Consider the following 12703-nt stretch of genomic DNA (forward strand, 5'->3'; position numbering starts at 1 on the left):
ATGGGCTTCGACATCATCCCCGGCGACCTCGATGCCGGAGATCTCAACCCGCTGAAGTGGATCAACAAGGCCAACCACGCCTTCGGCGACACCCTCGCCAGCGGTCTGGAGTTCCTCGGGATCACCGATCCGGCCGTCGATCCTGACGGCATCCGCGAGATAGCCAAGCAATGGCGGGCCCTGGCCAAGGGACTCGACGCTGCCGCCCGCGACGCCGAGACGGCGCTCAATGACCTGGAGTGGGAGGGCAAAGCTGCCAAGGCCCTCCACAAGCGGGCCAAGGCATCCCGCACGCAGGCCACGAACATGGCCGACTCGCTGCGCGACGGTGCCAAGGCGTTGGACGACTTCGCCGACGAGGCCCACGAACTCCTCACCGAGATAGGCGTGATCCTCGCGGAGATCGTCGAGTTCGAGATCGCGGGCCTGGCCCTGTCTGTGCTGACCGGCGGCCTCTCCGCGATCGCCGGCAGCCTTGCTGCTGGTGCGCGGGCCGCGAAGGTAGTGGCGCTGATCGCCCGGATCGAGAAGTCCGGCACCCGCATGGCCTCGGTCATCCGCACCGTCCTGGAGGCGATCCGCGGCCTGGAGCGGGCGCTGAAGGCCCTCGGAGAGATCAAGACGATCGCCAGGATCGGCAAACTCGCGGGCCAGGGCATGAAGTTCTCCGCCTTCGACGCTGCCCTGCAAGATCCTGGCGCCTTCAAGGATCCGGGCAAGCTGGCCGAGCTGCTGGCCACCGGCGCCGCCTTCGGCGTCGGCGCGGGAGCCCTGGGCAAAGCTCTCGGCAAGGGCCTCGGCAAACTCAAGCCCAGCGAACTCGCCAAGCTCGGCAGAGCATTGAAGCTGGACGGCTCCGGCCTGTCGCGGCTCAAGCTCCGCCCCTCGGAATGGGAAAAGCTCCCTGCCTCCATCCGGTCCCTGCTCAAGAAGTGCGCCCGCGACCCGATCGACGTGGCCACCGGCGACATGCTGCTGCCACAGACCGACGTCGAGCTCCAGGCCGCCCTGCCGCTGATCCTGGAACGCACCCACGTCTCCTCTTACCGGTGGGGCGGCTGGTTCGGGCAGTCCTGGGCCTCGACCCTCGATCAGCGCCTGCAGGCCGACGACGACGGCTTCATCTACGCCGCGCCCGACGGCGCCCGCTTGATCTACCCCCGGCTGCACCCGGACACGGACGGCCCGGTTCTCCCCGAAGCTGGGGGGCAACTGCCTCTCACCTGGGACACCGAGGTCGACGGCGCCCTGCGTATCACTGATCCGGTATCCGGGCTCGGGTACGTCTTCCACACACCGCACCCCACGGCGGACGGAGAAGCGGTCGACCTACCCCTGCAGGCGATCGTTGACCGCAACGGGCAACGGATCACCATCCACTACGAGCCTGACGGCACTCCCATTGGGCTCGTCCACAGCGGCGGTTACCGGCTCAAGCTCGACTGCCACCCCGATCTGCCGCGGATCAGCGCCGTTCGCTTGCTCGGCTCGGACCAGCCCTGGGACAGCACGGGCACGCTGTTGGTTTCCTACGGTTACAACGACAAGGGTCACCTCACCGAGGTCACCAACTCCTCCGGGCTCCCACTGCGTTTCACCTACGACGAAGTCGGCCGCATCACTTCCTGGACCGACCGCAACAACACGGCCTACCACTACACCTACGACGACCAGGGCAGGGTCGTCCGCACGGAAGGCAGTGACGGCTTCCTCACCGGCACTCTTGTCTACGACGACGCGACGCGTACCACCACGGTCACCGACTCGCTGGGCAACCGCACCCGCTACGAGCACAACGAGGCCAGCCGCCTCATACGCGAGACGAATCCTCACGGGCAGTCCGTACACCAGGAATGGGACGACCTGCACCAGCTGGTTGCCGTCACTGATCCACTCGGCCGGACCACCCGCTTCTCCTACGACGAGAACGGGCGCCTCGTGTCGATCAGGCGAGCAGACGGACTCGAGGAGCGGACAGAGTACGACGGCCTCGGCCTGCCCACAGCGGTGCACGGCCCCACCGGCGCCGTCTGGCGGCAGGAATGCGACGAGCGCGGCAACCGTACGGCGGTCACCGACCCGGCTGGGCAGACGACCCGCTTCACTTACGACGCCGCCGGCCGCCCCACCGCTGTGATCGATCCACTGGGCAACACCACGACGATCCACTGCGACGCAGCCGGGCTCCCGATTTCGATCACTGACGCACTGGGCGCGGAGACCCGCTACGAGCGGGACCCCTTCGGCAGGCCGACCGCGATCACGAATGCCACCGGAGCGACGATCCGCCAGGAGTGGACCGCCGAAGGCCACCTGGCTCGACGCATCTCCCCGGACGGCGCCACCGAGTCGTGGACCTACGACGGCGAAGGGAACTGCACCAGCCACACCGACACCACGGGTGCGGTCTCCCACTTCGAGTACACCCACTTCGACCTGCTGACCGCCCGCACCGGCCCGGACGGAGCGCGTTATGAATTCACCCACGACACCGAGCTGCACGTCACCCAGGTCACCAACCCTCAGGGCCTGACTTGGAACTACACCTATGACGCAGCAGGTCGGCTCGTCGCTGAGTCTGATTTCGACGGCAGAGAACAGCACTACGAACTGGACGCCGTCGGCCAACTGCTCGCGCGAACCACGCCATTGGGCGATCGAATCACCCATACCTACGACGCACTCGGCAACCTCACGGCCAAGACCGCCAAGGGCGCCACGACCCGGTTCGAGTACGACGCGACAGGTCTCCTTACCGCCGCGACTTCCCCTTCCTCGACGCTGACGCGGGAGCACGACCTCCTGGGCCAAGTGCTCTCCGAAACGGTGGACGGCCGCTCCACTTGCTACACCTACGACGCCTTGGGCCAGCGCGCCTCGCGCACCACCCCCTCTGGCGCTGTCACACATCTGTCCTACGACGCGACGGGAAACCGCACCCAACTGGCGGTGCACGGCCACACACTCAACTTCACCCACGACGAGCTCGGCCGTGAACGCGAACGCACCCTGAGTACGGTCTCGGACCACGTGACTCTCGCCTCCGCCTGGGACCAGCTGGGCCGCCTCACCAGTCATTCCGTCACCACTGCCCGGGGCACCCTCCGTCGGCGCTCCTACGACTACCGCGTGGACGGCCATCTCTCCCAGATCACCGACCAACTCACCGGGACCGCACAGCGCTTCAACGTTGACCCGGTGGGGCGCCCGACCGCGGTCACTGCGGACGGTTGGAGCGAGACCTACGCATACGACAGCGCAGGCAACCAGACCCAAGCACACTGGCCGGACCGCTCACCCGATGCCGAAGCGCGCGGTGAACGCACTTACGCCGGCACTCGCCTCCGCTCAGCCGGGCAGATTCACTACGAATACGACGCCGCAGGTCGCATCACCCGCCGCCGCAAGGCACGCCTGTCCCGCACCCCAGACGTATGGCATTACACCTGGGATGCGGAAGACCGCCTGACATCCTGCACTACCCCAGACGGCACGGTGTGGACCTACACCTACGACCCCCTGGGCCGCCGCACGGCCAAGCACCGCATGGCAGACGACGGTCAAACCCCCAGAGAGTCCCTCCACTTCGCCTGGGACGGCCCCGTCCTGGCCGAACAGCACGACCCCGCCACCGGAACCGTCCTCACCTGGGACCACGAGGGCTATCGCCCCCTGACCCAGATCGAGCGCAAGCTCACGCCGTCCTCCCCGCAGGAAGAGGTCGACGCTCGCTTCTACGCGATCGTCACCGACCTGGTCGGAACCCCCACCGAACTCGTCGATGAGCACGGAGACATCGCCTGGCACACGCAGACCACTCTGTGGGGCTCCACCACCTGGAACAGCGACGCCACCGCGTACACACCGCTTCGGTTCCCCGGTCAGTACGCCGACGCGGAAACCGCCCTCCACTACAACCACCACCGCCACTACGACCCCACCACCGCCCGATACACCAGCCCCGACCCTCTCGGCCTCTCGCCGGCCCCCAACCCCCTCACTTACGTCCACAACCCGCTGGCGGCGACTGACCCCGAGGGGCTTGCGCCCTGTCGGCAAAGCGTGGCGGACAGTTTCAACGTCCGCCTCAGAGCCGTGATCAATCCGGGACGCGTGTTCCGCGGAGATATGCGACATCCCTTCGAGATATTCAAGAAAGGCTTCCATCCGAAGGGCACCAATGAAGATATCGGCCAGTACGCGCTCCACGACACGCCGTCGAACTGGGTAGGCACCAGTAAGAGCGCCAAGCAGGCCGGTGTCTTCCCGCAGGCATCCCGTGGTCGTGGCACGTGGGTATACGAGATTCGCGGAAACGGGTACGGTGTCGACGTGAACCGGTCATTGGGCGGTGCGATCCGATCTTGGATACGCGGGACCGGTTTCCCGACTGAACGGGAAGTTATTTACCGGAACATCGATCCGAGCAATATCGTCCGCGCGGAACGATGGCGCTACGCAATGCGCACGGGTGAGATCATCGAGAATCCGGGATACAGGCCATGAATGAAGAAATTCCAGTCTACGTCCAACTTGACGGCCAGGAAGTCGAATGGAAGATGGTGGTCGAAGGCGATGGCCCCTGGAGTCTGCGCCTGGAATCACCCGATGGAGTCGAATCAACGGCTAGCGGAGACAATGTCTTCCAGGCGCTGCGATCCATGCGAACAGAGCTGGCCGCGAAGCATGTGGCCATCTGCTGTAATGGTGCGCGAGTTGATGTCAGGCCGTCAGGGCTCTCCAAATCTCATGGCGGCTGGATGGTCTACGTTCTGCACATGTGGCTTCCGTCGACAACCCGCGACCTGGTTCCGACATTTGGCCGCTGCCCGGCCAGGCTTGTTGGCTCTGTGGAAGAGCAAGACGCCTACTGGGAACGTCATCTCAAGAACAGAAAGAACTGGATCAACTTCATTAACCCTGCCTGGTGGATCTACTTCTTTGCGGGCTTCTGGGTGAAACCAAGAAAGAGGCAATGGTAGTTAAGCGTCTCCCGCTCGGACGGCTATATGCATTGCCCGAATGCGGTGGTTTCGGGAGGACCCGAGGCGTCGCCAGCGGAACCCTTCAACGTCTCGTCCAGTGGACTCAGTTGAAGACTGCGGCCGTGGCATCAGTGGGATGGGCGAGACTGCCTTGCGTGGAACTGTGGATAGTAATCGGCGGGATCGTCGTCTGGATGCTCGTGGGCACCGCGTGGGACATGACCCAGAGTGCGCGACAACGGACCGGCCGTCGGCTAGCTGCTCCGGTCAGGAGCGCCGTCGCAGCGGTGAAGCGTCGACGGTTGCTGTGGGCGCAGGGCAGTTCGGGCAAGCTGCTCGACCGGCTGCGAGAGATGACGCCAACGAGCGTGGTGGACCGGCTTCCCCAGGGGTGGGGTCTCGTCCCCCGGTGGGTGGCACGGTGGTTCTACGCGACTCAGACGGCCCATCCAGCCCTCTTCTCCGAACCCCGGCCCAGCCACGCTGCTGGCCGGATCTCCTGAGCCAGAGCCTGTGGCGCGCCCATAGCCGGACAGCCCGATGCTCCAGACGTAAGTCGAACGACGCCATACGAATCCCCCGCTTCAGCTGCGCCCCGCGTGATACGGAGCCGCTGTATGGAGCATCCGATGCCCTCATCGCCGGACAAGTAGGTCCCGAACATCGCTTCCGGGACTTGGATATCCGATCGTCACGCCGGACTGGCCGCTGAAACACCAGGTGAGCCGCCTAGGAGCATCCCTAGGCGGCTCACCTGTTTCCGTGCACGTGTCTATCTGTGTGACCGCTGCGGTCCCCGCTTGAAGACGCCGTCCATGGCTACGCCGCCGGTCTGCCGTGAGCACGGCCAACACCCAAGGCGATGTAGTGGCCGGTCACTGGGAGATGGTCCAAGGTCTCCTTGCGGAGCCCACCTCTGAGCCAAGATCTAGGTCATGGATCTGCAAGGCGTAGGAGCGATCGCAGCGGCCGCAGTCACCGCCCTAGGAATTCCAAGCGCGCTGATCATCGGTCGCTGGCAGATGCGCGGCGCGTTGCGCACTGCCGAGGAGACAGCCCGTGCAGGCATAGCCCAAGCGGAGGCCAGCTACGAGGCGGCCCTCGACGCCGTTCATGCGACTGCATTTGCGGCTCACAAGCAGTGGCGTCGGGCTATCCAGCGGGAGGCTTATGCCACGTTCCTGCTGGCCGCTCACCAGACGCGGGAAGCGGGGGAACGCAGCACCGAGGAAGCGGGGGAAGCTACAACCGATGAGGCGTTTGCATCCCTGAGATCCGAGCTCAGCAGCTCCTTCAGATCCCTCAAGGAGGCACAAACGATCATTGAGCTCGAAGGCCCAGATGCTGTAGCTGCTCCTGCCGCCTCCATGGTCATCGAGCTGGGCAAGTTGGTGCCCATATACGGCCGACAAGCGGAGTTCTCTCGGGCGCACGCCAAACTCCTGAGGGCTATGGACCACCCCGAAGAGCAAGTCGTGTCCGCCGCACACGCCGTACTTGGGGCTCTCACCCGACTGAGCCATACCTTTGAGGCCAGCCCGCTCCGATCGCGAAACATGACTGGCGAGCAGCGCGATCAGGAACGGCGAGATGCGAACAGGACGCTCGAGAGCTCTGCCCCAGCGCTGGCTCGCACAGGGCTCACGGACGACGACCTCTACCTCCTCCAAGCGGGGCACTCACCTCGCCCTCCAGCTGTCAGCGATCAGTACGGGGATGCCGTGCACCGACTCGAAGAAGCAGAAGTGCGCTTCGTCATCGCAGCCAAGACTGAGTTGCGCACCGCCCTCAGCACTGACGATGGTGCCTGAGTAGAACTCTTCTTCACGGGTTCAAGGCGTTCGCTCCGACGGTCGGCTCCACGGCCTTAGACAGCCACTCTGGGGTGAGCCCCAAGCCTCCCAACCGCCCACGTGGCCATCCAACGCCCTCTGTTGGCAAGGCTCCCCCGCTAGCACACTCGGAACCATGCCAAAAAAAACAGAGTGGGACTTCTCCAGCTTCTCAGCGGCTCCGAACGGCTGGCGCGTCGCCATAGCTGACAGAGGAGAAGGAACTGTTCCTCGTCCATATCGTCGGGTGGGCTCGCCTGAACAGCACTGAGACGTACGCGCACACCGGCGATGGTGATCTAGAGCCTCTGATCTTGTGGAACAACGTCAAAGACCCGTTCGTCAGCCTGCTGAGCCGCACCCTCGCGGACTGGGGCACCGGCAGCGACAAGGGCGGGTATTACCTCCACGAGATCTTGCCGCCGGGGTACGAGCCCCGCCAGGTTCCCGAGGGATGGAAGGTGCAGATTTATGGACGGTAGCTTGCGGTGAGGTCGATCGAGACCATGCCTCTGGCCAGGAGAAACGTCATCTGCACAGGCAAGATCAGCGACCGATCCTCATTCGGGACGAAGAGGTCGTGGGTTCAAACCCCGCCACCCTGACAGAGAAATACCAGGTCAATGGCCTGATCCGGAATCCGGGTCAGGCCATTGATGCGTCTCCGGTGATCGTTTGAGAGGAGATTTTGGTCGGGTCTTCCAGGCAGCGCCCGGACAGGCTCCCCGAAGCGATGCCTGGCACCCTTGCACCGGCGAATTGGCGAGCTCCCATCTCGGGCTTGTACCTCGACGGCATGGGCCCATTGCCCCTGGCCATGTGCGGTTTCAGCCTCCAGACTGGAGGGGGGTGCTGCGCCAACCTGGAAAGCCCTATGGCCATGCAGACCAATCGTCCCGACCTTGACGCCGCGCTCGCCCGTATGAGCGGGGAGTCTGCTGGTGTACAGGACTCCTTCTCCTCGCTGCCACAGGTGCTGAAGCCGACAGAGCATGTCGACGTACTCGCGACCGGCTCGTTCCTCGGGAAGCAAGGGGTACTGGTTCTCACCAATCAGCGGCTGTTCTTCTGGGTCCAGGCATGTGGGCTAGACCGCACGGACGAGTTCCCTCGTGAACAGATCACCGCAGTCAACTGGAGTCGTGGCTGGTCCCGGGGCGCCCTGACCGTGACCACAGGGGCCGGGACCTCGCAATTCAAAGGGATCGACAAACAGGATGGTCAACTGCTCGACGAGCGACTCAGGTCATGGATCACTCGGTCCGACGGGAGGGCAGCGGGCAAAGATTCGCAGTCGCCGGCCCCCTCGGTGCCCATGCCGGCGCAAACCGAGGTTGTCGCTGCCGATTCCCTCCCGAACTCCCCGCCCACCTCTGCGGCCGGAACTGCCTGGGATGCGCCCGACACGCCATCCACTCATCCGCGGCCGGGCGGCCGTTTCGGACGGCGTCGCAAACAGGCGGAGGCGGAAGCCGCTCGGCTCGCTGAAGAGGTACGTGACGCCGAGGCCCGCGTCGCCGAGGAACAGGCAGCCAACGAGCAGCTGTACAAGCAGCTCGCTGCCCTGGTGAGCGCCGACGCCGCTCACCTCGCGCAAGAGGAACAGCGGCTCCGCCGGGTGTATGCCCAGCGTGTCTCCGAGGTCGAAAGCATCGACTCCGTACTCGACTCCAAGGTGGCGGACGCCGCGGAGCGAGCCGAGGCGCTGACGGTCGACGCACAGCGCAAGCTCGCGCAGCTCGAAAGCGAGACGCAGCAAGCTGAGCGGAAGTTGCATCAAGCACGCGATGAGCTGGTCGCCACTGACGACCTCTTGCTGCTCCAGTCGGCAGGCATTTACGAGTTCCGCCACCCGCTGGCCGACGCGGTCGCGTACAAGAATGAACTCGCCGAGCTCAAGGACAGGTACAAGACGCTCGCCCGCAATGGCGGGGCCGTTCGCAAGGCCACGCACTGGACCGTCAACGGCTCTCTCTCCGAGGGCCGGAAGATGGTCCGCGACTTCTCGAAGCTGATGCTGCGCGCCTACAACGCGGAGGCAGATGCGGCAGTGCGCGGAATGCGCCCGCACCGGCTGGCCTCACTCGTCGACCGGCTCACGAAATCCCGCGAAACCATCGCTCGTCTCGGCAAGACGATGCAGATCGAGGTCACTCCCGAGTACCACCGCCTGCGGGTACGTGAACTGGAGCTGACCGCGGACTACTTGGCCAAACAGGAGGAGGAGAAACAGCGGCGCAGGGAGCTGCGTGAGCAGCAGCGCGAGGAGGAGAGGCTGCGGCGCGAGATCGAGCGCGAGCGCGCCCGGCTGGAGAAGGAGCGCCGCCACTATCTGAACGCCATGCAAAGCCTCCGGACGTCGGGGACGGCCGACGCGGCCGCTCTCGCGGAACTGGGCGAGAAGCTGGACGAGATCGACGCCGCCGTCGCGGCGGTCGACTTCCGCGAGGCCAATGTCCGTGCCGGATACGTCTATGTGATCTCGAACATTGGCGCCTTCGGCGAGAACATGGTCAAGATCGGTCTAACCCGGCGGCTCGACCCCATGGAGCGCGTCAATGAGCTCGGTGACGCGTCCGTTCCGTTCCGCTTCGACGTGCACGCGCTGATATTCAGTGAGGACGCGGTGGGCCTGGAGCGGAAGCTCCACCAGGAGTTCGAGGGCCGCAAGGTGAATCGGGTGAATCTGCGACGGGAGTTCTTCCACGTCAGCCCCCACGAGGTCCGCGACGCCCTCGCCCGCTACGCGGGTCAGCACTTGCTGGAGTTCCACGAGGACGCGGATGCACCCGAATGGCGCGCAAGCGGGCGCCCTTCCATCACGCCACCCCAGAGCTGAACCAGCACAAGAGCGCCGACCGCCACGGAGGCAAGTCCGTTGGAACGTCGTCTCTTCCACCGCGCCGCGATGTCTCGCGTAAGTGCTCCGGCTGGCGGCGACCGTTCCTGCGATTCGGCGCATCACTTTCCTGGCTGGGGTTGGAATCTGCAGGTCGTAGGCCAGCACATGCGTGAGCGGTTGTGGGTTCGAGTCCCACACGGTCTACCTCCGGCAGGTCGGCGGAAAGCCTCGCTGACCTGCTCTTCAGCGCCCTGCTCGGTTTCTCCGGGTGGGGCGCTTCTGCGTTGGGCCGGCCCGGCACGGGTGCAGTTCCTATCGTGTGGCCATGACCCATGAGGATGGACCGCGGGCGTTTGAGAATCGCTACCCCGAGGGGGCGGAGGCGGCCGGTGCGCCCGTGAGGACGCAGGATCGGTGTGCGTGTTTCGGGCGGGGCCGCGCGCACTCGGGAGGGCAGGTCGAATTTCATCCCGAGGTTCAGGACACTTCGGCCCCGGGCTGGCTGCATCTGTTGGAGCTGATCGACGAGGCGGCGGCAGACGGCAGAGAGGAGTTTCGTCCGCTGCCGGAGCTGAGCCCCGAGGAGCGCCGGCAGATAGTCACGCTCCCTCCGGAGATCGCTCGGCTGACCGAGGTGAAGCGCCTGGTGGTGTACGGCAGCAACCTGGTTCGGATTCCGCCCGAGATCGGCGCCATGACCAGCTTGAAGGGGTTCAGCTCCTACACCTCACATCGGCTGCACTGGTTCCCGTACGAGATCACCCGGTGCTCCCGGCTGGTCGACAGCACCGTCAGCACGCGCTCGATCTTCGGCAACTACAAGTTCCGCCCGCCCTTCCCGCAGCTCCAGCCGCCCCGGGACTCCACGGCCGGCATCGACCTCGAGCACCTTGACCCCGCCCGCTGGGGCACCACCGGGCTCCGCACCTGCAGCGTCTGCGACGAGCCTCTCGACCGGCGCGGACTGCATCAGGCCTGGATCTCGCTCGCCGTCGCCACCGACGTACTGCCGCTCCTCGTCAACGCGTGTTCCGCCGAGTGCGTCGAAGGGCTTCCCACGGGAGCAAGGGGATACCTCCCCGACACGCACCGAGGTGGTGCTGTCGACCAGCCCGCACCGGGATGACACGGAGAAGGCCCTGACGCACGCCGAGAACGCCTGGCGACCTGCGGTTTCGCTCCTCCCGTCAACCGGTTCGCTTTTATCCCGCCACATGGCGTACTGTTCATTTCAACGGCGCGGGGTGGAGCAGCTCGGTAGCTCGCTGGGCTCATAACCCAGAGGTCGCAGGTTCAAATCCTGTCCCCGCTACTGAAGTCCGAAGGCCCGGATCCAGATCTTGGATCCGGGCCTTCGGCATTCCCCCGGCCATGTCATCTGTGTCATCCGGTCGGCCCACACCGCTCGCAGCCCGCCGCCGCTGCGGGAAACCTGGACAGGTGCGGTCATGGGGCTGGTCCCGGGCGCGGACATCGGCGGGAGACGAGCGGTGGGGCAGCGAGGAGGACGTCCGAGAAACCCCTCAGAGGGGTCGGACACGAGTCCGGACGTCACCCACGAACGGGCTCTCGTGCGGGCCCTCCCGTGGTTCCTGCTGGTCATCGGGGTCGTGTACGACATGTCGACCCCTCCGGAGTTCACCGCGGCGCCCCTGTTCACCGCCGCCCCGCTGATCGCCGCCCCGTTCTACTCGCTCCTCAGCACCGCCCTCATCGGCGCCGCCTCCTGCCTCGCCGTGCTCACCCTGCACTTCGGCAACAGCAACACCACCGACGTCGAGGCCGTCACCGAGCTGCTCACCGTGGCGACCGTCGCCGTGCTCGCCGCCCTCATCAACCGCGTCGTACGCCGCAGCGACGAACAGCTCGCCTCCGCCCGCTCCATCGCGGAGGCCGCCCAGCGCGCCGTGCTGCCACAGCCGGATCACCGGATCGGAGGGCTCGACATCGCGGCGCGGTACGAGGCCGCGGAGGCCGACGCGTTCATCGGCGGGGATCTGTACGCCGTGCAGGACACCCCGCACGGCGTACGCGTCATCGTCGGTGACGTACGCGGCAAGGGGATGGGCGCGGTGGCGGCCGTCGCCGTCGTCATCGGGGCGTTCCGGGAGGCGGCCGAGCAGGAGGCCACCCTGGAGGCGGTGGCGCAGCGCCTGGAGCGGGCGCTCGCGCGGGAGGGCACGCGGCGCGAGGGGCTCGACGCCTTCGAGGGGTTCACCACCGCCGTCCTCGCGGAGATCCCGCGCGGCGACGGAGTCATCCGCATCCTCAACCGCGGGCATCCCGAGCCGCTGCTCCTGCGCGGCGACGGACGGCTGTGCGTGCTGTCCGCGAGCGAGCCCGCGCTGCCGCTCGGGATGGGCGACCTGGGGGTCTGGCCGGACCGCGCCGACGAGGCGGAGTTCCCGCCGGGGGCGATGCTGCTGCTCTATACCGACGGGCTCTCGGAGGCGCGGGACATCCGCGGCGAGTTCTACAACCCGGCGGCCCGGCTCGGCGGCCGGATCTTTCCAGGACCCCACGGTCCGGACTCGCTCCTTGCGACGCTGACCGAAGAGGTGCGCCGGCACACCGGCGGGGGAGGGACGGACGACATGGCGCTGCTCGCGGTGCGGCGGCCGGACTCCGGCGACGCACCGGAAGCTGCCCCGCCCGATGTCACGGGCCGTGACTGAATCGCATCACTCCGCATAACAACTGACGTACTGTCAAGGCGATGTGAAGGTCCGGTGTGTGAAGAAGTACGGTCAACTCGCCCCGTTCCCGCCCCTGGTGTCCCGTTAAGTACAGGCCAACGGCGTTAACGATCAGTCGGAACGGCTTGGAATACGGCCCTGCCGTCTATTAACGTTCGATAACGCAGCGCGGTAGTCCCAGCCGTCACTCGAGTCGGCTCCGTGCGCACACGCCTAATCCCGCAAGGGAGCCGGGGAACCACCAACTTGGGGTGAATCGGGCATCTGTGCATCCGTGCCAGGTGTTCGTAGGAGACCTTCCTGCTCCGAACCCGTCAGCTAACCCGGTAGGCGAGAAGGAAGGAAAGG

General features: G+C 65.9%; 7 protein-coding genes, 1 tRNA gene and 1 riboswitch. All 8 genes read left to right on the plus strand.

The features are described from left to right. The 8 genes from AB0G47_RS32835 to AB0G47_RS32870 all read left to right on the plus strand — a co-directional run bounded on the left by AB0G47_RS32835 (position 1) and on the right by AB0G47_RS32870 (position 12334). Positions 1 to 4506, plus strand: coding sequence for a DUF6531 domain-containing protein (locus AB0G47_RS32835; RefSeq protein WP_360777405.1), 4506 nt, complete (start codon positions 1 to 3; stop codon positions 4504 to 4506). Further along, positions 4503 to 4982 (plus strand): hypothetical protein, encoded by a 480-nt coding sequence (locus tag AB0G47_RS32840; protein ID WP_360777407.1) that lies wholly within the window; start codon positions 4503 to 4505, stop codon positions 4980 to 4982. The genes AB0G47_RS32835 and AB0G47_RS32840 overlap by 4 nt, the downstream gene beginning before the upstream one ends. 938 nt (positions 4983 to 5920) lie before the next feature. After that, a complete protein-coding gene (locus tag AB0G47_RS32845; protein ID WP_360777409.1) occupies positions 5921 to 6796 on the plus strand; it encodes a hypothetical protein in 876 nt (291 codons plus the stop codon). A gap of 335 nt (positions 6797 to 7131) precedes the next feature. Beyond that, a complete protein-coding gene (locus AB0G47_RS32850) occupies positions 7132 to 7299 on the plus strand; it encodes a hypothetical protein (protein ID WP_360777411.1) in 168 nt (55 codons plus the stop codon). A 392-nt stretch (positions 7300 to 7691) separates the two neighbouring features. Next, positions 7692 to 9656, plus strand: coding sequence for a DUF4041 domain-containing protein (locus AB0G47_RS32855; protein ID WP_360777413.1), 1965 nt, complete (start codon positions 7692 to 7694; stop codon positions 9654 to 9656). A 514-nt stretch (positions 9657 to 10170) separates the two neighbouring features. After that, positions 10171 to 10785 (plus strand): leucine-rich repeat domain-containing protein, encoded by a 615-nt coding sequence (locus AB0G47_RS32860; RefSeq protein WP_360777415.1) that lies wholly within the window; start codon positions 10171 to 10173, stop codon positions 10783 to 10785. A gap of 112 nt (positions 10786 to 10897) precedes the next feature. Further along, a tRNA-Met gene (locus tag AB0G47_RS32865) sits at positions 10898 to 10971 on the plus strand. A gap of 136 nt (positions 10972 to 11107) precedes the next feature. After that, a complete protein-coding gene (locus AB0G47_RS32870; RefSeq protein WP_360777417.1) occupies positions 11108 to 12334 on the plus strand; it encodes a PP2C family protein-serine/threonine phosphatase in 1227 nt (408 codons plus the stop codon). Between the two features lie 221 nt (positions 12335 to 12555). Continuing rightward, a riboswitch (cyclic di-AMP (ydaO/yuaA leader) is annotated at positions 12556 to 12703 on the plus strand.

It is taken from the genome of Streptomyces sp. NPDC021622, from assembly GCF_040640795.1.
Classification (GTDB): Bacteria; Actinomycetota; Actinomycetes; order Streptomycetales; family Streptomycetaceae; genus Streptomyces.

What these genes read in the sequence shown, in the direction of transcription:
- AB0G47_RS32855 (WP_360777413.1), top strand. Translation starts at nt 7,692, where the DNA reads ATGGCCATGCAGACCAATCGTCCCGACCTTGACGCCGCGCTCGCCCGT.
- AB0G47_RS32840 (WP_360777407.1), top strand. Translation starts at nt 4,503, where the DNA reads ATGAATGAAGAAATTCCAGTCTACGTCCAACTTGACGGCCAGGAAGTC.
- AB0G47_RS32870 (WP_360777417.1), top strand. Translation starts at nt 11,108, where the DNA reads ATGGGGCTGGTCCCGGGCGCGGACATCGGCGGGAGACGAGCGGTGGGG.
- AB0G47_RS32845 (WP_360777409.1), top strand. Translation starts at nt 5,921, where the DNA reads ATGGATCTGCAAGGCGTAGGAGCGATCGCAGCGGCCGCAGTCACCGCC.
- AB0G47_RS32835 (WP_360777405.1), top strand. Translation starts at nt 1, where the DNA reads ATGGGCTTCGACATCATCCCCGGCGACCTCGATGCCGGAGATCTCAAC.